This window comes from Pseudomonas sp. NFPP07 (assembly GCF_900115645.1).
Taxonomy (GTDB): Bacteria; Pseudomonadota; Gammaproteobacteria; order Pseudomonadales; family Pseudomonadaceae; genus Aquipseudomonas; species Aquipseudomonas chlororaphis.
Window position 1 is genome coordinate 242,270 of record NZ_FOXG01000001.1, and the last position, 22,443, is coordinate 264,712.

22 protein-coding genes are annotated in these 22,443 nt (G+C 61.8%); 18 read left to right on the top strand and 4 right to left on the bottom strand.

Annotated features, from left to right (window positions below):
- Positions 1-151: 151 nt before the first annotated feature.
- Positions 152-505 (bottom strand): hydroxyisourate hydrolase, encoded by a 354-nt coding sequence (gene uraH, locus BM019_RS01100; RefSeq protein WP_023966464.1) that lies wholly within the window; start codon positions 503-505, stop codon positions 152-154.
- Positions 506-925: 420 nt separating this feature from the next.
- On the opposite strand from uraH, the gene puuE reads away from it, so the two are divergent.
- The 9 genes from puuE (at position 926) to BM019_RS01145 (ending at position 10,101) form a co-directional block, all read left to right on the top strand.
- Positions 926-1,852 carry an allantoinase PuuE gene (gene puuE / locus BM019_RS01105; protein WP_007921782.1) on the top strand — a complete coding sequence of 309 codons (927 nt, stop codon included), beginning with the start codon at positions 926-928 and terminating at the stop codon, positions 1,850-1,852.
- Positions 1,849-2,364 (top strand): 2-oxo-4-hydroxy-4-carboxy-5-ureidoimidazoline decarboxylase, encoded by a 516-nt coding sequence (uraD, locus tag BM019_RS01110; RefSeq protein ID WP_009045056.1) that lies wholly within the window; start codon positions 1,849-1,851, stop codon positions 2,362-2,364. Before puuE ends, uraD begins: the two co-directional genes overlap by 4 nt.
- A gap of 81 nt (positions 2,365-2,445) precedes the next feature.
- Positions 2,446-3,441: an allantoicase gene (gene alc, locus BM019_RS01115; protein WP_009045057.1), complete on the top strand. Its 996-nt coding sequence runs from the start codon at positions 2,446-2,448 to the stop codon at positions 3,439-3,441.
- A gap of 150 nt (positions 3,442-3,591) precedes the next feature.
- Positions 3,592-4,095: an ureidoglycolate lyase gene (locus BM019_RS01120; RefSeq protein ID WP_007921785.1), complete on the top strand. Its 504-nt coding sequence runs from the start codon at positions 3,592-3,594 to the stop codon at positions 4,093-4,095.
- Between the two features lie 51 nt (positions 4,096-4,146).
- A complete protein-coding gene (locus BM019_RS01125; RefSeq protein WP_092417420.1) occupies positions 4,147-5,466 on the top strand; it encodes a urate hydroxylase PuuD in 1,320 nt (439 codons plus the stop codon).
- Positions 5,467-5,644: 178 nt separating this feature from the next.
- Positions 5,645-7,003 carry a nucleobase:cation symporter-2 family protein gene (locus tag BM019_RS01130; RefSeq protein ID WP_092417421.1) on the top strand — a complete coding sequence of 453 codons (1,359 nt, stop codon included), beginning with the start codon at positions 5,645-5,647 and terminating at the stop codon, positions 7,001-7,003.
- Positions 7,004-7,148: 145 nt separating this feature from the next.
- A complete protein-coding gene (locus BM019_RS01135) occupies positions 7,149-7,934 on the top strand; it encodes an outer membrane protein OmpK (RefSeq protein ID WP_092417422.1) in 786 nt (261 codons plus the stop codon).
- Between the two features lie 384 nt (positions 7,935-8,318).
- Positions 8,319-9,104: an outer membrane protein OmpK gene (locus tag BM019_RS01140; protein ID WP_092417423.1), complete on the top strand. Its 786-nt coding sequence runs from the start codon at positions 8,319-8,321 to the stop codon at positions 9,102-9,104.
- Between the two features lie 142 nt (positions 9,105-9,246).
- Positions 9,247-10,101, top strand: coding sequence for a pirin family protein (locus BM019_RS01145; protein ID WP_092417424.1), 855 nt, complete (start codon positions 9,247-9,249; stop codon positions 10,099-10,101).
- Between the two features lie 90 nt (positions 10,102-10,191).
- On the opposite strand, the gene BM019_RS01150 is transcribed toward BM019_RS01145, so the two are convergent.
- On the bottom strand, positions 10,192-11,364 hold the full coding sequence (locus BM019_RS01150) for a patatin-like phospholipase family protein (protein WP_009045063.1): 1,173 nt from the start codon (positions 11,362-11,364) through the stop codon (positions 10,192-10,194).
- Positions 11,365-11,414: 50 nt separating this feature from the next.
- Positions 11,415-12,347, bottom strand: coding sequence for a lipid A biosynthesis lauroyl acyltransferase (locus tag BM019_RS01155; protein ID WP_038576968.1), 933 nt, complete (start codon positions 12,345-12,347; stop codon positions 11,415-11,417).
- A 121-nt stretch (positions 12,348-12,468) separates the two neighbouring features.
- Between BM019_RS01155 and minC the strand changes: the two genes are divergently transcribed.
- From minC to BM019_RS01195, 9 genes are all read left to right on the top strand, one after another.
- Positions 12,469-13,206: a septum site-determining protein MinC gene (gene minC / locus BM019_RS01160; RefSeq protein WP_009045065.1), complete on the top strand. Its 738-nt coding sequence runs from the start codon at positions 12,469-12,471 to the stop codon at positions 13,204-13,206.
- A gap of 166 nt (positions 13,207-13,372) precedes the next feature.
- Positions 13,373-14,185 (top strand): septum site-determining protein MinD, encoded by an 813-nt coding sequence (minD, locus tag BM019_RS01165; protein ID WP_007928664.1) that lies wholly within the window; start codon positions 13,373-13,375, stop codon positions 14,183-14,185.
- Positions 14,185-14,439 carry a cell division topological specificity factor MinE gene (minE, locus tag BM019_RS01170; protein ID WP_007928666.1) on the top strand — a complete coding sequence of 85 codons (255 nt, stop codon included), beginning with the start codon at positions 14,185-14,187 and terminating at the stop codon, positions 14,437-14,439. Before minD ends, minE begins: the two co-directional genes overlap by 1 nt.
- 117 nt (positions 14,440-14,556) lie before the next feature.
- A complete protein-coding gene (locus BM019_RS01175; RefSeq protein WP_007928667.1) occupies positions 14,557-15,192 on the top strand; it encodes an RluA family pseudouridine synthase in 636 nt (211 codons plus the stop codon).
- Between the two features lie 152 nt (positions 15,193-15,344).
- Complete coding sequence (locus BM019_RS01180) at positions 15,345-16,181, top strand: hypothetical protein (RefSeq protein ID WP_092417425.1); 837 nt, start codon at positions 15,345-15,347, stop codon at positions 16,179-16,181.
- 105 nt (positions 16,182-16,286) lie between these two features.
- Positions 16,287-17,576, top strand: coding sequence for a M18 family aminopeptidase (locus tag BM019_RS01185; protein ID WP_009045068.1), 1,290 nt, complete (start codon positions 16,287-16,289; stop codon positions 17,574-17,576).
- Positions 17,577-17,773: 197 nt separating this feature from the next.
- Positions 17,774-17,950: a hypothetical protein gene (locus BM019_RS30710; protein ID WP_007927853.1), complete on the top strand. Its 177-nt coding sequence runs from the start codon at positions 17,774-17,776 to the stop codon at positions 17,948-17,950.
- Positions 17,951-18,028: 78 nt separating this feature from the next.
- Complete coding sequence (locus BM019_RS01190) at positions 18,029-20,185, top strand: mechanosensitive ion channel family protein (protein ID WP_009045069.1); 2,157 nt, start codon at positions 18,029-18,031, stop codon at positions 20,183-20,185.
- 108 nt (positions 20,186-20,293) lie between these two features.
- Positions 20,294-21,640 (top strand): amidohydrolase, encoded by a 1,347-nt coding sequence (locus BM019_RS01195; RefSeq protein WP_092417426.1) that lies wholly within the window; start codon positions 20,294-20,296, stop codon positions 21,638-21,640.
- A gap of 54 nt (positions 21,641-21,694) precedes the next feature.
- Here BM019_RS01195 and phnR read toward each other — a convergent pair whose 3' ends face one another.
- Complete coding sequence (gene phnR, locus BM019_RS01200) at positions 21,695-22,408, bottom strand: phosphonate utilization transcriptional regulator PhnR (RefSeq protein ID WP_092417427.1); 714 nt, start codon at positions 22,406-22,408, stop codon at positions 21,695-21,697.
- Between the last annotated feature and the right edge of the window lie 35 nt (positions 22,409-22,443).

The window sequence follows — 22,443 nt, forward strand, 5'->3', positions numbered from 1 at the left end:
AGCAAGCTCGCTCCTACAGAGAGCTGCTGCAAACCTGTAGGAGCGAGCTTGCTCGCGATGCCCCCATTTTCGACGGGCGAAAAAAAGCCCGCAGTGTGAGCGGGCGAAAGACCAAAGAAGCTATTTGCGCAGGCTTCGTGGGGGGAAAGTCCTAGCTTCCTCTGTAGGTCGAATAGCTGTAGGGCGAGATCAGCAGCGGTACGTGGTAATGCTCCTGCTCGGCCGAGATGCCAAAGCGCAGCACCACCACATCGAGAAACGCAGGTTCGGGCAGTTGTACGCCGCGGGCACGGTAGTAATCACCGGCATGGAATTGCAGCTGATAAACCCCGGTGCGGTAGTCATCGCCTTGCAGCAGCGGCGCATCGCAACGGCCGTCGCTGTTGGTCAGGGCACTGGCGACCAATTCCAGCTGCGTACCTTCGACCCGGTACAACTCGACCTTGATGGCGCTGCCTGGGCAGCCATGCGCGGCATCCAACACGTGTGTAGTCAAACGTCCCATTGATTCTGCGTGTCTGTGCGCGCTCACACGTCCAGACCTCGCGCCTCCTGAAGTCAGTTGATAAGGAGACCGCACCGTTTCGGAGCACGAAAGGATACGGCGAGGAATTTATTAAGACACTTTTAAAAAAAATTGTACACAATAAAAATCACCCATTTCCGGGTACCTCGAGCAAGCCCCCGTATTCTCTTGATCAGCGGCTACACCATGAGGACAGAAGACTTTTCATCCATTAGCTGACCAACCAGGCAGGTTTCTTGCAGTACCCAGGCATGAACACAATCGATGAAAAATGCAAAAAATCGGGCTTACAAACCGAATTAAAAGTTGTATACAATCAGCCCATCGCTGTGACGCCAGCCTGTCCTTCCCCCCAGGCCCCGCCACGCCACCGTTATCACGATAAGAAGGAAGACTGCAGTGAGCGCTGACTACCCACGCGACCTGATCGGTTACGGCTCCAACCCTCCTCACCCTCACTGGCCGGGCAATGCCCGCATCGCCCTGTCGTTCGTGCTCAATTACGAAGAAGGCGGCGAGCGCAATATCCTGCACGGCGACAAGGAGTCGGAAGCCTTCCTTTCGGAAATGGTCGCCGCCCAGCCCCTGCAGGGCGAACGCAACATGAGCATGGAATCGCTGTACGAGTATGGCAGCCGTGCCGGCGTCTGGCGGATCCTCAAGCTGTTCAAGGAATTCGATATTCCGTTGACCATCTTCGCCGTCGCCATGGCCGCCCAGCGCCATCCGGACGTGATCCGCGCCATGGTCGAGGCCGGCCACGAGATCTGCAGCCACGGCTACCGCTGGATCGACTACCAGTACATGGACGAAGCCCAGGAACGCGAGCACATGCTCGAAGCGATCCGCATCCTCACCGAAATCACCGGTGAGCGCCCGCTGGGCTGGTACACCGGCCGCACCGGCCCGAACACCCGGCGCCTGGTGATGGAAGAAGGCGGTTTCCTCTACGACTGCGACACCTACGACGACGACCTGCCCTACTGGGAAGCCAACAACCCCACCGGCAAGGCGCACCTGGTGATCCCCTATACCCTGGACACCAACGACATGCGTTTCACCCAGGTCCAGGGCTTCAACAAGGGCGACGACTTCTACCAGTACCTCAAGGATGCCTTCGACGTGCTGTACGCCGAAGGCGCCGAGGCGCCGAAGATGCTGTCCATCGGCCTGCACTGCCGCCTGATCGGCCGTCCGGCGCGCCTGGCCGCCCTGAAGCGTTTTATCGAGTACGTTAAAGGTCACGATCAGGTCTGGTTCACCCGCCGCGTGGACATCGCCCGCCACTGGCAGCAAACCCATCCGTTCCCGGGGGCGGCGAAATGAGCACCTTCCAAACCCTGAAACCCTCGACCCTGAGCCGCGACGCCTTTGTCAAAGCCTTCGCCGACATCTACGAACATTCGCCATGGGTTGCCGAAAAGGCCTTCGACCTGGGCCAGGATGCCTCAATCGACCGGATCGACGTCCTGCACCAGCGCATGAGCGATATCCTGTTGAGCGCCGATCACCAGAGCCAACTCGCCTTGATCAACGCTCACCCGGACCTGGCCGGCAAAGCCGCCGTCCAGGGACAACTGACCGCGGCCAGCACTGAAGAACAGTCTGGCGCGGGTATTCACCAATGCACGGCCGAAGAGTTCCAGCGCTTCACCGAGCTGAACGACGCCTACAAGGCCAAGTTCAAGTTTCCCTTCATCATGGCGGTAAAAGGCAGCAACCGGCATCAGATCCTCGCGGCGTTCGAAGCCCGCATCCACAACTCGGTGGACACCGAATTCAGGTGCGCACTGGCGGAGATCAACAAGATCGCCCTGTTCCGATTACTGACTCTTTAGCGAGCAGCCCCTCTGCAAAGTGCAAAGCACACAGGGCCAGCAAGCATCCCAAGCCACTCTATAAAAAGGCAGACAAGAAGAATGAAAGCTTACGCCGTACCTTTCGAGAAGTTCGTCAACCTGGCCGACGCCCGCCTGGGCACCAAGATCATCTCGGTGACCGATGACTGGTTCGCTGACGCCAACCGTCTGTTCCAGCCGACCCCGGCCGTATGGAAGGAGGGCGTTTTCGATGACAACGGCAAGTGGATGGACGGCTGGGAGTCCCGCCGCAAGCGCTTCGAAGGCTACGACAGCGCGGTGATCCGCCTGGGCGTGCCTGGCCAGATCAAAGGCGTGGATATCGACACCTCATTCTTCACCGGCAACTTCCCGCCGTCGGCCTCCCTGGAAGCCTGCTTCCTGGCCGAAGGCGAACCGAATGAAAACACCCAGTGGGTGGAAGTGCTGTCGGCCGTCGAGCTGCAAGGCAACAGCCACCACTACCACGAGATCAGCAACGACCAGGCGTTCAGCCACCTGCGCTTCAACATCTATCCGGATGGCGGCGTGGCCCGTCTGCGCGTGTATGGCATTCCGTACCGCGACTGGTCGGCGGTCGGCGACAACGAGCAGATCGACCTGGCAGCCGCCCTCAACGGCGGCCGCGCCCTGGCCTGCTCCGACGAACATTTCGGCCGCATGAGCAACATCCTCAACCCGGGCCGCGGCATCAACATGGGCGATGGCTGGGAAACCGCACGCCGCCGCACCCCAGGCAATGACTGGGTGATCGTCGCCCTGGGCCATCCGGGCGAGATCGAGAAAATCATCGTCGACACCCTGCACTTCAAGGGCAACTACCCGGACAGTTGCTCGATCCAGGGCGCCTTCGTCAAGGGCGGTACCGACAGCCAGATCGAAACCCAGTCGCTGTTCTGGCGTGAACTGCTGCCGAGCCAGAAGCTGGAAATGCACGCCGAACACACCTTCGCCGAGCAGATCAAGGCCCTGGGCCCGATCACCCATATCCGCCTGAACGTGTTCCCGGACGGTGGCGTCAGCCGCCTGCGGATCCTCGGCAAGGTCGCGAAGTAATACCAAACCTGTAGGTATAGGAGCGAGCTTGCTCGCGATGACGTCAGACCGGGCGATAGATGAACACCGGACAACCGCATCGCGAGCAAGCTCGCTCCTACAGGACAGCACAAGACGACAACAACGAACTCACAGATTAAGAAGAACAGCATGCGCACATTGATGATCGAACCGCTGAGCAAAGAAGCCTTCGCCCCCTTCGGTGACGTGATCGAAACCGACGGCAGCGATCACTTCATGATCAACAACGGTTCGACCATGCGCTTCCATCGTCTGGCTACCGTGGAAACCGCCACGCCGGACGACAAGGCGATTATCAGCATCTTCCGCGCCGACGCGCTGGACATGCCCTTGACCGTCCGCATGCTGGAGCGCCATCCGCTGGGCAGCCAGGCTTTCATTCCGCTGCTCGGCAATCCCTTTCTGATCGTGGTCGCGCCACTTGGCGATGCACCTGTATCGGGCTTGGTCCGCGCCTTCGTCAGCAATGGCAGGCAGGGCATTAATTACCATCGCGGCGTCTGGCACCACCCGGTGCTGACGATCGAAAAGCGGGATGACTTCCTGGTGGTTGATCGCAGTGGCACAGGCAACAACTGCGATGAGCATTTCTTTGAAGAGGATGAGTGTTTGATCCTCGCCCCCCACCAATAAGAGAAGGTCTGATCACTCGACAACAAGGGTGACAGGCGAGAGGTAAAGACTGTGGAAGCACATCTGTTGGAATGGCTCAACCTGAGCGTGCGTTGGGTTCACATGATCACTGGCGTGGCCTGGATCGGCGCGTCGTTCTACTTCGTCTGGCTGGAAAACAACCTCAATCGCGTCAACCCCAAGGACGGCCTGTCGGGAGACCTCTGGGCAATCCACGGTGGCGGCATCTATCACCTGGAAAAATACAAACTGGCCCCACCGTCCATGCCGGAGAACCTGCACTGGTTCAAGTGGGAAGCCTACTTCACCTGGATGTCGGGGATCGCCCTGCTGTGCCTGGTGTTCTACTACAACCCGATGCTCTACCTGGTAGCGCCCGGCAGCGGCCTGACGGGCCCTGAAGGCGTGGCCATCGGCATCGGTTCGCTGATCGCCGGCTGGTTCGTCTACGACTTCCTCTGCGACTCGCCCCTGGGCAAGAAACCCGCCCTGCTCGGCCTCATCCTGTTCGTGCTGTTGATCGCCGCGGCCTATGGCTTCAGCAAGGTGTTCAGCGGTCGCGGCGCCTACCTGCACGTCGGCGCCATCATCGGCACCATCATGGTCGGCAACGTGTTCCGCATCATCATGCCGGCCCAGCGCGCGCTGGTAGCCGCCATCGCGGAAAACCGCACGCCGGACCCGACCCTGCCGGCCAAGGGCCTGCTGCGTTCGCGCCACAACAACTACTTCACCCTGCCCGTGCTGTTCATCATGATCAGCAACCACTTCCCGAGCACCTACGGCAGCCAGTACAACTGGTTGATCCTGGCCGGGATCGCGGTGCTGGCGGTGCTGGTACGTCACTACTTCAACACCCGCCACGACAGCCACAAGTTCGCCTGGACCCTGCCGGTCGCCGCCCTGGGCATGATCTGCCTGGCCTATGTCACCGGCCCCGCGCAAATGGCCAACAGCCCGGAAGTGGCCAAGGCGCCGGCGAAGATCGAGTACCAGCCACTGCCGGAAACCGCCATCGGCGGCGGCGCCAAGCCTGAAACCGCCGCGGCTCCGGCAGCTCCGGCGACTCCCGAAGTGGCCCCGGCACAAGCGCCCACGGCAACCCAGGGCCCGACCTTCGACAAGGTGCACAACGTGATCCAGGAACGTTGCACCGTCTGCCACTCGGCCAAGCCCACCAGCCCGCTGTTCAGTGCTGCGCCGGCCGGCGTGATGTTCGACACCCCGGAGCAGATCAAGCTCCAGGCCCCACGCATCCAGGCCCAGGCAGTCGCCAGCCAGATCATGCCACTGGGCAACATTACTCAGATGACCCAGCAGGAACGTGACCTGATCGGCGCCTGGATCAACCAGGGGGCGCGCACCAACTAGTACCGCGATGCCCGACGACCGCTATCGCGGGCAAGCCTCGCGCCTACAGCATGTGTGTTGCTTCTGTAGGAGCGAAGCTTGCTCGCGATCAACCGCCACGCGGTTGGCCTGCTGCAAAAAAGCTGTTCGCAACCACACAGCTTTCTAATCACAAGAATAAGAAGATCCGAGGTGTTGCATGTCCGCGTTAACCGAACCGCGCATCCCCGACGCACCCGCCATTGCGCGACTGCCCCTTTTGCAACTGATCCTGGTCGGGTTGCAGCATGTCCTGCTGATGTACGGAGGCGCCATCGCGGTGCCGCTGATCATCGGACAGGCCGCGGGTCTGAGTCGTGAAGAAATCGCCTTCCTGATCAATGCCGACCTGCTGGTCGCCGGCATCGCCACCCTCGTGCAATCCCTCGGCATCGGCCCCATGGGCATCCGCATGCCGGTGATGATGGGCGCCAGCTTCGCCGCGGTGGGCAGCATGGTCGCCATGGCCGGCATGCCGGGCATCGGCCTGCAGGGGATCTTTGGCGCGACCATCGCCGCCGGTTTCTTCGGCATGCTCATCGCGCCCTTCATGTCCAAGGTGGTGCGCTTCTTTCCGCCCCTGGTCACCGGCACCGTCATCACCTCCATCGGCCTGTCGCTGTTCCCGGTCGCGGTGAACTGGGCGGGCGGCGGCAGCCACAATGCCGAATTCGGTTCCCCCATCTACCTGGCCATCGCCGCGCTGGTGCTGGGCACAATCCTGCTGGTGCATCGGTTCATGCGCGGTTTCTGGGTGAACATTTCCGTGCTGATCGGCATGGGCCTGGGCTACGTGCTCTGCGGCCTGATCGGCATGGTCGACCTCAGCGGCATGGCCCAGGCGCCCTGGGTGCAGGTGGTCACTCCGCTGCATTTCGGCATGCCGCAGTTCCATCTGGCGCCGATCCTTTCGATGTGCCTGGTGGTGGTGATCATCTTCGTCGAGTCCACCGGGATGTTCCTCGCCCTGGGGAAAATCACCGGTCAGGAAGTCACCCCGCGCATGCTCCGCCGTGGCCTGCTGTGTGATGCCGGCGCCTCGTTTTTCGCCGGTTTCCTCAACACCTTCACCCACTCTTCGTTCGCCCAGAACATCGGCCTGGTGCAGATGACCGGCGTGCGCTGCCGCTCGGTGACCATAGTCGCCGGCGGCCTGCTGATCGTTCTGAGCCTGCTGCCCAAGGCGGCTTTCCTGGTGGCCTCGATTCCCCCGGCGGTACTGGGCGGCGCGGCTATCGCCATGTTCGGCATGGTGGCGGCGACCGGGATCAAGATCCTCCAGGAAACCGATATCGCCGACCGGCGCAATCAACTGCTGGTGGCGGTGAGCATCGGCATGGGCCTGATTCCGGTGGTCCGTCCGGAGTTCTTCGCCCACCTGCCCCTGTGGATGAGCCCGATCACCCACAGCGGAATCGCCATGGCCACCCTCAGTGCGCTGGCCCTGAACCTGCTGTTCAACATCCTGGGCGGCACCGAACGGGCCGCCAGCAACGCCCGACACGCCCACCAGCATTGAAGCCTGGACGGGGCGGCCCGACAGCCGCCCCTGCTTGACCGTCGATACCCGAAATACACGCACGACAGGCAGACCCGGCACCGCGCCCGGTCGCAGTCGGCGGCTGCCTGCGCCTTGACAATAAAAACAAACAGGGAGCAACACGATGAGACATGCACACGCACGCCTGCTGCTCGGCGGCGCACTGCTGGCCACGACCCAGGTCATGGCCGGCGACCTACTGCTGTGGCAGACCAACAGCCTGACGTACCTGTATGGCAAGAACTTCGCGATCAACCCGTCGATCCAGCAGACGGTGACCTTCGAACACGCCGACCGTTGGAAATACGGCGACACCTTCCTGTTCGTCGACAAGATTTTCTACAACGGCGAGGAAGACCGTAACAAAGGTCCCCACGCTTTTTACGGCGAGTTCAGCCCCAGGCTGTCGTTCGGCAAGATCCTCGACCGCTCATTCGCCTTCGGCCCGGTCAAGGATGTATTGCTGGCCATGACCTACGAATATGGCGAAGGCGACAGCGAGGCCTATCTGATCGGCCCCGGTTTCGACCTCGCCGTTGCGGGCTTCAACTATTTCACCCTGAACTTCTATCGCCGCCAGACCGAAGGCCCGCGCCCCGGCGACGGTGTCTGGCAGATCACCCCCTCCTGGTCCTACAGCGTCCCGCTGGGCCGTTCGAACCTGTTGATCGACGGCTACCTGGACTGGGTGGTGGACAACGACCGGAACGACCGCGGTACCTACCACGCCAACCTGCATATCAACCCGCAGATCAAATACGACCTGGGCAAGGCCCTGCGCCTGGGCGAAAAGCAGCTGTATGTCGGCCTCGAATACAGCTATTGGAAAGACAAATACGGCATTCAGAACAGCGCCAACCTGGACACCAATCAGAACACCGCCAGCCTGCTGGTGAAGGTGCATTTCTAGAATGACCGGCAAACGTGCCCCAAAGTTGTTTCAAGTGCGCTATTGCAGAGCACTTGAGCAAGGCCGTGGGAGTCAGTATTCTCCGCGGCCGCCTGAATCCGGTGAAAAAAAAAGCCCGGATTTAAAACCTGACCGGAAAGCCAACTTATCCCGGCCTCCGGAAAGTACCAAGGCGTACCGATTTAGAACCGAATTCACTCTCGATCGACTGTATTCGTACAGGCGCGCGGGAGTTTTTGCGCTTTTTTTTCGCCTTGGCTCAGCTCTTGCTATCAGCATCAAAGCTGACCGATCGGATGATTTTTCAGCCACTAAAAGGTGCCACACCAGAGCACCGGCTTTTAAAGAAAAACGTGGAACCACTTACTTTTTGGGAGCAACCGAATGAACCGCATCTGTAAAGGCCTGATGCTTGCCGGATCCTTGCTGGCAGGGGCCCAGGCCACCGCCGGCGAACTGCTGCAATGGCAGAACAACAGCCTGACCTACCTCTACGGCAAAGACTTCACGATCAACCCGCAGATCCAGCAAACCGTGACTTTCGAACATGCCGATGCCTGGAAGTACGGCGACAACTTCCTGTTTATCGACAAGATCTTCTACAACGGCAAAAAGGACGGCAACGTCGGCCCGAACACTTATTACGGCGAGTTCAGCCCGCGTCTTTCGTTCGGCAAGATCTTTGATCAGAAGTTGGAGTTCGGTCCGATCAAGGATGTATTGCTGGCCATGACTTACGAGTTCGGCGAAGGCGATAACGAGTCCTACCTGATCGGTCCGGGCTTCGACCTGGCGATCCCCGGGTTCGATTACTTCCAGTTGAACTTCTACAACCGCCAGACCGAAGGCAGCCGTGCCGGCGACAATGTCTGGCAGATCACTCCGGTCTGGTCCTACACCATTCCCGTGGGCAGTTCTGACATCCTCATCGACGGTTTCATCGACTGGGTGGTGGACAACGACAAGAACGCCAAAGGCGAGTACCACGCCAACCTGCACATCAACCCACAGATCAAGTACGACCTGGGCAAGGCGCTGAAACTGGGCGACAAACAGTTGTATGTCGGTATCGAATACGACTACTGGAAGAACAAGTACGGGGTCAAGGACACCCCCTACTTCGACACCGACCAGAACACCGCCAGCCTGCTGCTCAAGTACCACTTCTGATGCAGTGAGCGCCGTTCCCGCGCGGGTCGCGGGAACGGATTACATCGAATAAATCGATAGTAACGCGCCGATATTCGCAACCATCGATCAGTTGAGCTGGCATAGCATGTCGCTCATTCCAACCTGATCAGGAGTTGCATCAATGACTCAATTTCGCACAGTACTCAGCGTCCATACCGGCCAGCCCGCTTCGGACGGCGCCGGCGTCAGATTGACCCGGGTCTTCGGTGGCCAGGGTGTCGAGCGCTTCGACCCGTTCCTGATGCTCGATGAATTCGGCTCGGAAAACCCCGACGACTACATCGCAGGTTTCCCGCCCCATCCCCATCGCGGCTTCGAAACCGTCACCTACATGCTCGAAGGCCGCATGCGCCACGAGGATCACCTGGGCAACGTCGGCCTGCTGGAAGGCGGTGGCGTGCAATGGATGACCGCCGCCAAGGGCATCATCCACAGCGAGATGCCGGAACAGGAAGAAGGCGTGATGCGCGGCTTCCAGCTATGGCTGAACCTGCCAGGCAAGCACAAGCTCGACAAGGCCGGCTACCGGGACATTCAACCCCAGGACATCCCCCGCCTGACCACCGACAATGGCGTGGAAGTGGTGGTGATCGCCGGCCGCTTCGATGACGGCCAGGCGCAGCAGATCGGCGCCGTCGAACGGCCGGACACCGAGCCCCACTACTTCGACCTGCGCCTGCCTGCGGGCGCCAGCATCAGCCCGCGCCTGCCTGAAGGGCATCGGGCCCTGCTGTACGTCTATGAAGGCCAGGTCGACCTGCCCGGGCATCCGCAACCGGTCGCCAGCAGCAAGCTGGTGCGCCTGTCCGACCAGGGCGAGATTCAGTTGAGCAGTGCCAACGGCGCCCGCGTGCTGCTGATCGCCGGCAAGCCGCTGGGCGAGCCGATCGTGCAGTACGGACCGTTCGTGATGAACACCCGGGAAGAGATCGAGCAGGCATTGCGGGATTTTCGCGACGACAAACTGACGGCCTGAGCATTGCCCTTAGAAACGCTATCGCGAGCAAGCTCGCTCCTACAGAGATAATGAACTCCCTGTAGGAGCGAGCTTGCTCGCGATGTTCTTTCAGGCCGTCGCGACCTCTGCCGCCAACCCCAGGAACCGCCGCAGCTCGTCGCGCTTGGCCAAGGCATCGCTGCGCCCCAACTCGATCAGTTCACTGCAATACCCCGCCTCGAACAGCAGGTAACTCAAGACCCCGGCACCGCTGGTCTTGGTCGCCCCCGGCCCGCGCAGGAACAGGCGCAATGCCGCCGGCAGCTCATGCCGGTGACGCGCGGCGATCTCGTCGATCGGCTGGCTGGGCGCAATCACCAGCACCTCCACCGGCGCCACGCCAAGGGTACGGACGGGCGTGCCCGACGGCAGCAGATGACTGAACTGGTTGAGTCGCTGCAAGAGCTCGATGTCGCTCTCCAGGCTGTCAATGAAGGTACTGTTGAGCATGTGGCCACCGATCTGCGCCAGCGTCGGCTGCTGCCCGGTGTAGCTGCGTTGCTGGGGCGCCTGTGGATCGATGCCACGGGGGTTGCCGCTGACCCCGACCACCAGCACCCGGCTGGCCCCCAGGTGCAAGGCCGGACTGATGGGCGCCGATTGCCGCACCGCGCCGTCACCGAAAAACTCCTGGTCGATTTTCACCGGCGCGAACAACAGTGGAATCGCCGAGCTGGCCAGCAAGTGTTCGACCGTGAGTTCGGTGGGCAGGCCAATACGCCGATGGCGCAACCAGGCCTCGATGGTGCCGCCGCCCTGGTAGAAGGTCACCGCCTGGCCCGATTCATAACCGAAGGCCGTGACCGCCACCGCCTGCAGATGCTTTTGCGCAATGGCATGACGAATACCGGACAGCTGCAATTTATCGTTCAACAACTGCCGCAGCGGCGAGCTGTTGAGCAACGCCACCGGCACTTGCGCGCCCAGGCCAAGCAAGCTGTGGCCGACGAACCGGGTGGCCTGGCGGATCACCCCGGGCCAGTCGCTGCGAATCACCTGATGGCTGCGAAAGCCCTGCCAGAACGCCGTGAGACGCTCGATGGCCGCGGTGAAATCCAGCGCGCCGCTGGCCAGGCTGACCGCATTGATCGCCCCGGCCGAGGTCCCGACTATCACCGGGAAGGGATTGCTCGCCCCCGCCGGCAGCAATTCGGCAATCGCCGCCAGTACTCCCACCTGATATGCCGCACGAGCCCCGCCGCCGGAAAGAATCAATCCTGTGACCGGTTCCGCTGGGCTCATCGCTACACTCCATGGCGCTGATAAAGGGCTTTCAATCTAGCGTGATAATTTCAACCGCGCTTCTTATACAGCTTCGGCTCGCCTGGCGGGCGGCTCTTGAAGCGCCGGTGCGCCCACAGGTACTGCTCCGGACACTCGCGCAGCACGCCTTCGATCCACTGGTTGATGCGCAGGCAATCGGCCTCTTCGGTCTCACCCGGGAAATCCTGCAACGGCGGGTGAATCACCAGCCGATAACCACTGCCATCGGCCAGCCGCTGCTGAGTGAAAGGCACCACCAGGGCCTTGCCCAACCGGGCGAACTTGCTGGTGGCGGTGACCGTCGCCGCCTGGATGCCGAACAGCGGCACGAATACGCTCTGCTTGGCGCCGTAATCCTGGTCCGGTGCGTACCAGATGGCCCGCCCGGCGCGCAGCAGCTTGAGCATGCCGCGCACGTCTTCACGCTCCACCGCCAGGGAATCCAGGTTATGCCGTTCACGGCCACGACGCTGGATGAAATCGAACAGCGGGTTCTTGTGCTCGCGGTACATGCCGTCGATGGTGTGCTGCTGGCCCAGCAACGCCGCGCCGATCTCCAGGGTGGTGAAGTGCAGGGCCATGAGGATCACGCCCTTGCCTTCCAGCTGCGCCTGCTTGAGATGCTCCAGGCCTTCGACATGGGCCAGGCGCGCCAGGCGGGGCTTGGACCACCACCAGCTCATGGCCATTTCGAAAAAGGCGATGCCGGTGGAGGCGAAGTTTTCCTTGAGCAGACGCTTGCGCTCGGCGGCGGACTTTTCGGGGAAACACAGTTCCAGGTTGCGCTTGGCGATCCGCCGGCGCTCACCGGCCACCCGGTACATCAGCGCGCCCAGGGCACGACCGATCCACAGCAGCAACGGATAAGGCAGCTGGACCACCAGCCATAGCAGGCCCAGGCCCAGCCACAGCGGCCAAAAACGGGGATAAAGAAATGCAGCTCGAAAACGCGGGCGATCCATTACAGATTCCGGACAGACAACAAGGTCGCGCATTCTACATCGGTTCGACCCGGCTTGCGGCCCGCGGGCGTTCTCGTTATAAGTCTCGGCACTTTTAGTGACAAGCCGCTTTATGCCGACCATGAGCCAAACCGAATCGCAAGACCTGGATCCTGTGTTCCAGTTGAAGGGCAGCATGCTGGCCATCACCGTGCTGGAACTGGCCCGCAACGACCTCGAGGGCCTCGATCGCCAACTGGCGGCGAAGGTCGCGCAAGCCCCGAATTTCTTCAGTAACGCCCCGTTGGTGCTGGCGCTGGACAAGCTGCCGGCCAGCGAAGGCGCCGTCGACCTGCCCGGCCTAATGCGCGTCTGCCGTCACCATGGCCTGCGCACCCTGGCGATCCGCGCCAGCCGCATCGAAGACATCGCCGCGGCGATCGCCGTCGACCTGCCCGTGCTGCCGCCTTCCGGCGCCCGGGAACGACCGCTGGAACCACAGGAAAACGAAGCCCGGAAAAAGCCTGAAAAACCGCCTGAGCCGACCATCAAGCCCACCCGCATCATCACTTCGCCAGTACGCGGCGGGCAGCAGATCTATGCCCAGGGTGGCGATCTGGTCGTGACCTCCTCGGTCAGCCCGGGTGCGGAACTTCTGGCCGATGGCAACATCCATGTATACGGCCCGATGCGCGGTCGAGCGCTGGCCGGGGTCAAGGGAGATACCAAGGCACGGATTTTCTGTCAGCAATTGAGCGCTGAACTGGTGTCCATCGCCGGCCAGTACAAGGTTTCCGAGGACCTGCGGCGCGATCCGTTGTGGGGTGCCGGGGTCCAGGTCAGCCTGTCGGGTGACGTGTTGAACATCACACGTCTTTAACGGATACTGCCGCATTTTCCAAGCATCTCTAAAACGTAGCGAATACGGCTCAAACGAAGTAGGAGCAGGTGTTTACCGACCTCCAGCCAAGGCTGTCCGACTGCAGTAGTTTTCAAGAGATGTTTTTCAGGGGCTAAAAGTCCTTTTTCCTTAGGGGTGAAACACCTTGGCCAAGATTCTCGTGGTTACATCCGGCAAGGGTGGTGTGGGTAAGACCACCACCAGCGCCGCTATCGGTACCGGCCTCGCTCTGCGCGGCCACAAAACAGTCATCGTCGACTTCGACGTCGGCTTGCGTAACCTCGACCTGATCATGGGTTGCGAACGTCGCGTGGTGTATGACTTCGTCAACGTGGTCAACGGCGAAGCCAACCTGCAGCAAGCCCTGATCAAAGACAAGCGCCTGGAAAACCTCTACGTACTGGCCGCCAGTCAGACCCGCGACAAAGACGCGCTGACCCAGGAAGGCGTGGAAAAAGTGCTGATGGAGCTCAAGGAGACCTTCGAATTCGTGGTCTGCGACTCCCCAGCCGGTATCGAGAAAGGTGCTCACCTGGCCATGTACTTCGCCGACGAAGCGATTGTCGTGACCAACCCGGAAGTTTCCTCGGTACGTGACTCCGACCGCATGCTGGGCCTGCTGGCCAGCAAGTCCAAGCGCGCGGAAAACGGCGAAGACCCGATCAAGGAACACCTGCTGCTGACCCGCTACAACCCTTCGCGTGTCAGCAACGGCGAAATGCTTGGCGTCGAAGACGTCAAAGAGATTCTCGCAGTAACGCTGCTGGGCGTGATTCCAGAATCCCAGGCAGTACTCAAGGCTTCCAACCAAGGCGTTCCGGTGATTCTCGATGACCAGAGCGACGCCGGCCAGGCGTACAGCGATGCTGTCGACCGTCTGCTGGGTAAAACCGTGGAACACCGGTTCCTTGATGTTGAGAAGAAGGGATTCTTCGAGCGCCTGTTTGGAGGTAGGTAATGAATCTTTTTGACTTCTTTCGTGCCAGCAAAAAAGTAAGCACCGCGTCGGTAGCGAAAGAGCGTCTACAGATCATCGTGGCGCATGAACGCGGCCAGCGCACTACCCCTGATTACTTGCCTGCCTTGCAGAAGGAACTGGTGGAAGTCATCCGCAAGTACGTCAATATCGGGTCCGATGACGTGCATGTCGCCCTGGAAAACCAGGGCAGCTGCTCGATCCTGGAACTCAATATCACCCTGCCTGATCGCTGATCGATTCGGCTGGAGCCACGGCGGCTCGGTCCCTCGGTTTTTCTACAGGAGCACACGCGCTCCTGTAGAAGCCGGGTCGATCGAGCCGCCGTTGGCGTTTGTTACGAGGCTGTTTTAATGCCGCTGTCGAATATCCGCATCATTCACCAGGACGCCGCCGTCCTGGTGGTGGACAAGCCCACCCTGCTGCTCTCCGTGCCCGGCCGGGCCGATGACAACAAGGATTGCCTGATCACCCGCCTGCAGGAAAACGGCTACCCGGAAGCCCGCATCGTCCATCGCCTGGACTGGGAAACATCCGGCATCATCCTACTGGCCCGCGACCCCGATACCCATCGCGAACTGTCCCGGCAATTTCACGACCGCGAGACCGAAAAAGCCTACACCGCCCTGTGCTGGGGCCAGCCAGAACTGGACAGCGGCAGCATCGACCTGCCACTGCGCTACGACCCGCCGACCAAACCGCGGCACGTGGTGGACCACGAATTCGGCAAGAACGCCCTGACCTTCTGGCGAGTGCTGGAACGCTGCGGCGACTGGTGCCGCGTCGAGCTGACCCCGATCACCGGGCGCTCGCACCAGTTGCGGGTGCATATGCTGTCCATCGGCCACCCACTGCTGGGCGACGGCCTGTACGCGCATCCGCAAGCGCTGGCCGCCTGGCCACGCCTGTGCCTGCACGCCAGCATGCTCAGCTTCACCCATCCGCAGAGCGGCGAACGCCTGCGCTTCGAGTGCCCGGCACCGTTCTGATCGAGAGCGGCTACCCCAGCGGGACGCCCCTCGATTGAGGGGCATACAGGAAAAATCCGATCAAAATTGAAGATTAATCTGAATAATTTGTTATGAATTTGTGAAAAAAATATTAAAATAGTGGCTATTCGACATTAAGGCAGGAAGCCCTCGTGCTCAGCAGTCAGCCATTTCAACGCGATTACCCTTTCACCTTCTGCTTCCTGAATACCACCCTGCACCTTCGCGAAAAACCTTCGGCAGACGCCTGCGCAGCCCTCGAACAACTCATCCGCCAACGCCACGCACACAAACAGACCCGCGCCAGCGCCCCCTTGGCGACCGGCCAGACACCGCTGTTCGCCAAGGTGCAGCCCCTGGATACGCTCAAGGCGAAAGTTCGCGTCACCCTGGGCAAGCCCCAGCGCAACGGTCGCTTCGACTGGCCGCTGGAAGAGCTGATCAACACCGTCGAAGCCCAGCGACGCGGCGTACAGATGTCCGACCTTGAAGGGTTCGGCTATACCCGGGATCGCCTGGGGCTGGTACAGGAATACTTCATCCTTACCCACCTGCTGGACGATTACGTCGACGGCGTACAGTGGTTGCGCAACAATCCGGACAAGATCGAGCCTTTTATCCGCGATGCATTCGGCCTGCTGCACTCCCTCGCGCAAAAGAACATCACCCACATGGATTTCTGGGCCGGCAACATCATGATCAGCCCCCAGGCTCCGCTCAAGGCCATCGACTTCGAGAACTGCTTCGCGACCATCACGCCCCACGCCAGCGAAACCCTGGGTTTTCAGTTGGGTTTCTTCTATCGCCGCGAAGTCTACAAACTGATCACCGAAGCGCAGTACGATGCGCTGGTGAAGGAATACCTCGATCAACTGCCGGGCATTTGCGCAGAGAAATTCAATGAGGTTTACCAGGCCAGCAAGCATGAATATGTGGGTCGCAAGCAACGCCGCGAAGTATTCCTCAAAGGCAACCTGATCACCGGTTGAGCCGTTTTCCCTGCCGCGATGAATGTTGTCTCCCTCAACGGCATTGCGCCTGCAATGCCGCGAGCCGATACGGTAAACTCGCGCCACTGCTGTCTGGAGTTACTTATGCGCGAAGAGTTGAACCAGGGCCTGATCGACTTCCTCAAGGCCTCCCCTACCCCTTTCCATGCAACCGCCAGCCTCGTACAACGCCTGGAGGCCGCGGGCTACCAGCGTCTCGACGAGCGCGAGCCGTGGACCACCGAAGCCAACGGTCGCTACTACGTCACCCGCAATGACTCCTCCATCGTGGCCGTCAAGCTGGGGCGGCATTCGCCTCTGCAAGGCGGGATCCGCATGGTCGGCGCGCACACCGACAGCCCGTGCCTGCGGGTCAAGCCGCAACCGGAGCTGCAACGCCAGGGCTTCTGGCAACTGGGCGTGGAAGTCTACGGCGGCGCCTTGCTGGCGCCCTGGTTCGACCGCGACCTGTCGCTGGCCGGCCGCGTCACCTTCCGCCGCGACGGCAGGGTTGAAAGCCAGCTGATCGACTTCAAGGCGCCCATCGCGATCATCCCCAACCTGGCGATTCACCTCAATCGCGAAGCCAACCAGGGCTGGGCCATCAATGCCCAGACCGAATTGCCGCCGATCCTCGCGCAGTTCGCCGGCGACGAGCGGGTCGACTTCCGCGCGGTGCTGACCGACCAGCTGGCCCGCGAACACGGCCTGAACGCCGATGTGGTGCTCGATTACGAGCTGAGCTTCTACGACACCCAGAGCGCGGCGGTAATCGGCCTGCATGGCGACTTCATCGCCGGTGCGCGCCTGGACAACCTGCTGTCCTGCTACGCCGGCCTGCAAGCCTTGCTCAACGCCGACACCGAGGAAACCTGCGTGCTGGTCTGCAACGACCACGAAGAAGTCGGCTCCTGCTCGGCCTGCGGCGCCGACGGCCCGATGCTCGAGCAGACCCTGCGCCGCCTGCTGCCCGAAGGCGACGAATTCGTGCGTACCATCCAGAAGTCGCTGCTGGTCTCGGCCGACAACGCCCACGGCGTGCACCCCAACTACGCCGACAAGCACGATGCCAACCATGGCCCGAAACTCAACGCCGGCCCGGTGATCAAGGTCAACAGCAACCAGCGCTACGCCACCAACAGCGAAACCGCCGGTTTCTTCCGCCACCTGTGCATGGCCGAGGAAGTGCCGGTGCAAAGTTTCGTGGTGCGCAGCGACATGGGTTGCGGCTCGACCATCGGCCCGATCACCGCCAGCCACCTGGGCGTGCGCACCGTGGATATCGGCCTGCCGACTTTCGCCATGCACTCGATCCGCGAACTGTGCGGCAGCCACGACCTAGCCCACCTGGTGAAGGTCTTGAGCGCGTTCTACGCCAGCCGCGATCTGCCGTAAGCCCCGTGTAGCCGCTGCCGCAGGCTGCGACAAGCCCGAAGGGCTTCAGCGATCTCAAGATCCTGCGCCTGTTTTTACAGGCGATCGCAGCCTGCGGCAGCGGCTACAGGGTGCCGCAGCATTTCTGATACACATCAACCCGAACCTCGCCAAAGCCACCTAGACTTAGGACTATCCCCTCCGACAAGGCTGTCGCCATGATCTCGATGTCTTCGTTCCATGCCATGCTCATTCCCATTCTCTCGGGAATGATCCTGTTGGCCATCGGCTACAACTTCCGCGACAAGAATGCCGGTATCTTCAGTATGTGGGCCGGTATGCTGCTGATCCTCGGCACCGTGATCTACAAGATCCTCGCCAAACTCGCCGAATAAATCCGCCGTCCAGGCTCGCATTGGTATTGGCTGCCTCGTACACTCGGTCGATCCGCTTTTTCTGAGGTTGACCGCCCAGTGTTCGCTCGTCTTTCCGTTCTGCCCTACTGCCTGTTTCTCTGTCTCCTGACACTATTGCCGCTCTCATCGGCCCAGGCAGTGGGTTTGCCGGGCCTGCTCAACAGCGGCAAAACCCAGCCACAAGCCGAGCAGCCCCTGGGGCAGTCGCTGGATGAAGTGATCAAGTCCCTGGAAAACGACCAGCAACGCACCCAGTTGCTGACCGACCTGAAAAAGCTCCGCGACGCCACGAAGAAGGCCCAGACGCCCGCCGAAGAAGGCGTGCTCGGCCTGATCGGCGGCACCCTGTCCAGCTTCGAAAAACAGTTCTCCGGCGCCGACAGCCCGATCACTCGCTGGTCGAACGAATTCGATCAGGCCCAGGATGAACTGGCGGCCCTGATGCTGCCGGCCAGCGAATGGCTGCCGATCATCTTCGCCTTCGCCCTGATCCTGATGGTCTGGAGCCTTCTCGCCGCGGCGCTGATCTGGCTCAGCCACCGCCTGCGCGAGCGTTTCGGTCTCACCGAAGAACTGCCACAACACCCCAAGACCTGGGACCTGCTTCGCTTCGCCCTGCGCAAACTGGGGCCCTGGCTGATCGCGTTGATCATGACCGTGTACATGACCTACAAACTGCCGTCGTCCCTGGGCAAGGACCTGGCCATGGTCCTGGCTTACGCGCTGGTGGTCGGCACCTGCTTCTCGGCGATCTGCGTGATCGCCTTTTCCGTGCTGGACGGTCCGAACCGTCACCGCGCGTTGTACATCCTGCGTCGCCAGGCGTTCCGGCCGTTGTGGCTGATCGGCAGTTTCGCCGCCTTCGGCGAGGCCTTGAGCGACCCGCGGCTGATTGCCAGCCTGGGCAGCCACCTGGCGCACACCGCGGCCACCTTCGCCAATGTGATGGCGGCCTTGTCCACCGGGGTGTTCATCCTGCGTTTCCGCCGGCCGATCGCTCACCTGATCCGCAACCAGCCGCTGTCCCGCCGCCTGACCCGCCGCGCCCTGAGCGACACCATCGAGATCATCGGCACCTTCTGGTACCTGCCAGCGCTAGTGCTGGTGGCCATTTCCCTGTTCGCCACCTTCATTTCCGCCGGCGACACCAGCACCGCACTGCGCCAGTCGCTGATCTGCACCGTGCTGCTGGTGCTGTGCATGGTGATCAACGGCCTGGTGCGCCGCCATTCCCTCAAGCCCCAGCGCGGGCACAAGCGCCATGCCCTGTACTCCGAGCGCCTGAAAGGCTTCTTCTATACCCTCGCCCACCTGCTGGTGTGGCTGGTGTTCATCGAGCTCGGCCTGCGGGTCTGGGGCATGTCGCTGATCCGCTTCACCGAAGGCGATGGCCACGAAATCAGCGTCAAGCTGTTCAGCCTCGGCGGCACCCTGCTGTTCGCCTGGCTGATCTGGATCCTCAGCGACACCGCGGTGCACCACGCCCTGACCCGCTCGCGCAAAGGCCTGGCCAATGCCCGGGCGCAGACCATGATGCCGCTGATCCGCAACGTGCTGTTCGTGGCGATCTTCATCATTGCCCTGATCGTCGCCCTGGCGAACATGGGCATGAACGTCACGCCGCTGCTGGCCGGTGCCGGTGTGATCGGCCTGGCCATCGGTTTTGGCGCCCAGTCGCTGGTAGCCGACCTGATCACCGGCCTGTTCATCATCATCGAGGACTCCCTGGCCATCGACGACTACGTGGACGTCGGCGGCCACCTGGGCACTGTCGAAGGCCTGACCATCCGCACCGTGCGCCTGCGGGACATCGACGGCATCGTGCACACCATCCCGTTCAGCGAAATCAAGAGCATCAAGAACTACTCCCGGGAGTTCGGCTACGCGATCTTCCGGGTGGCCATTCCGTACAACATGGACATTGACGAGGCCATCAAGCTGATGCGCGATGTCGGCCAGAAGATGCGCACCGACCCGCTGCAACGGCGCAATATCTGGTCGCCGCTGGAGTTCCAGGGGGTGGAAAGCTTCGAGTCCGGCAACGCGATTCTGCGCGCCCGTTTCAAGACCGCGCCGATCAAGCAATGGGAAGTGTCGCGAGCCTTCAACCTGTCCCTCAAGCGTCACCTCGACGAAGCCGGAATGGACCTGGCCACGCCACGCATGAGCGTGCAAGTGATCACCGCCGGCGGCGGGCCCCAACAAGAGGAGTAAGGCGTCCGGCCGCGTCTCGGCAAGGGCGCGGCCGCACTCTCCAGGGTTGGGACGGTCACAGGTTCTGGCACCTGAGCAGCACAACACTAATCATGGAGAGAGTCCCCTATGCAGCTATCCGCTATCGCCCAAGCCTGCCTGATCGGCGTCCTGGCCTTGTCCGGCCAGGCCGCCAACGCTGTCGACGACAGCCCCATGGAACAGGCCCGCCAGCACATCGCCGAACAGGCCAAGGCCCTGGAGCCAGCGCTGCTGGAAACCCGTCGCGATATCCACGCCCACCCGGAACTCGGCAACACCGAACAGCGCACCGCACAGCTGGTGGCCACGCAATTGCGCGCCCTGGGCCTGGAGGTCAAGACCGGCGTCGCCCGCACCGGTGTGGTGGCGGTGCTCAAGGGCGCCCTGCCCGGTCCCACCGTGGCCTTGCGCGCCGATATGGACGCGCTGCCGGTCAAGGAAGTCGCGGACCTGCCGTTCGCCTCCAAGGCCAAGGGGCGCTACCTGGACAAGGAAGTGGACGTCATGCACGCCTGCGGCCACGACGCCCACACCGCCATCCTGCTGAGCACGGCGAAAATCCTCAGTGACATGCGCGAGCGCCTGCCCGGCACCGTGGTGTTCTATTTCCAGCCCGCCGAAGAAGGCCCGAGCGATTTCATCCCCGACGGCAAGAACATCTGGGGCGCGAAGATGATGGTGCAGGAAGGCGTGATGCAATCGCCCAAGCCGGACGCGGTGTTCGGCCTGCATGTCTGGGCCGGGATTCCGGCCGGGCGCATCGCCTATCGCCCGGGCCCGACCCTGGCCAGCTCCGACGACCTGCGCATCAGGATTCTCGGCAAGCAGACCCACGCCGGCCGCCCCTGGGACGGCATCGATCCGATCACGGTCGGTGCCCAGGCCATAGTCGGGCTGCAGACCGTGGTCAGCCGTCGCACCGACATCTCGTCGTTTCCCTCGGTGGTCAGCATCGGCACCATCAACGGTGGCACGCGCTACAACATCATCCCCGAGTCGCTGGACATGAGCGGCACCATCCGTTCGTACGACTACGGCATTCGCCAGAAGCTGCACAGCGATGTGCGCCAGACCGTAGAAAAGATCGCCGAAAGCGGCGGCGCCAAGGCCGAGGTGACCATCATCGAGAAGTACGACCCGACCATCAACGACCCGGCCCTGACCGAGAAGATGCTGCCGAGCCTGCGCTGGGCGGCCGGGGGCGACGTGGTGCAGGGCCCGCTGGTGGGGGGCGCGGAGGACTTTTCCTTCTATGCCAAGGAGGCGCCGGGGTTGTTCGTGTTTCTCGGCGTGACACCGCGGGACCAGGACATGGCCAAGGCCGCGCCGAACCACAACCCGGGATTCTTTGTCGATGAATCGGCGCTGGTGGTGGGCGTGCGTACCCTGGCGTCATTGACCACCGATTATCTGTTTGCCGGGGCCAAACCTTAAGGATTGGCCCCTGTCGTTATCGCGAGCAGGCTCGCTCCCGCACCGGGAGCGGGCTCAGACCACATCGACGCCGACATGGATCGCGTCGTGGCGCCAGAACTCCAGGTCGCAGTCGATCAGGCGCTGGTGCTGGTCGTAATTGACCCGGGCGATCCGCAGCCCGGGACTGCCGGCCGAAACCTTCAACGCCGCGGCCGCCTCCACCGGCAAGGAGGTCGGCACAATCTCGAAGCGCACCCGGCCGTAATGCAGGTTGTAGTGCCGCGCGTACAGCTCGGTGATCGACTGGTTCAGGTCGAACTCGAGAATGCCCGGGAAGTACTGCGGATTGAGGTAGTGCTCGACATACAGCACCAGGCGCTCGTCGATGCGTCGTACCCGACGGATCTGGATCACGCTGGACAGCGCCGGCAGTTGCAGCCAGGCACAGACCGCCGCTGAAGCCGGTTGCAGGCGCGCCGAAATCATCTCGGTCGACGGCACGCGCCCCTGGGCGCTGACCATCGCGTGAAAATGGCTGCGCTGCATCAGGTTGTAGGCCAGGCGTGGCGGCGAGACGAACCAGCCGCGCCGCTCCTCGCGGTAGATCTGGCCCTGAGCCTCCAACTGCAACAAGGCTTCGCGCACGGTAATCCGCGTAGTGCCGAACAACTCGCTGAGCTTGCGCTCGGCCGGCAGCTTGCTACCGGGTGCCAACAACCCGTGATCGATCTGTTCCTGCAGGACCTGCCCAATGGCTGTCACCGCCTTGACTGCCTCTTCGCGCATCAACGTTACCTATCTGGACTAGACCAGCACTGTTT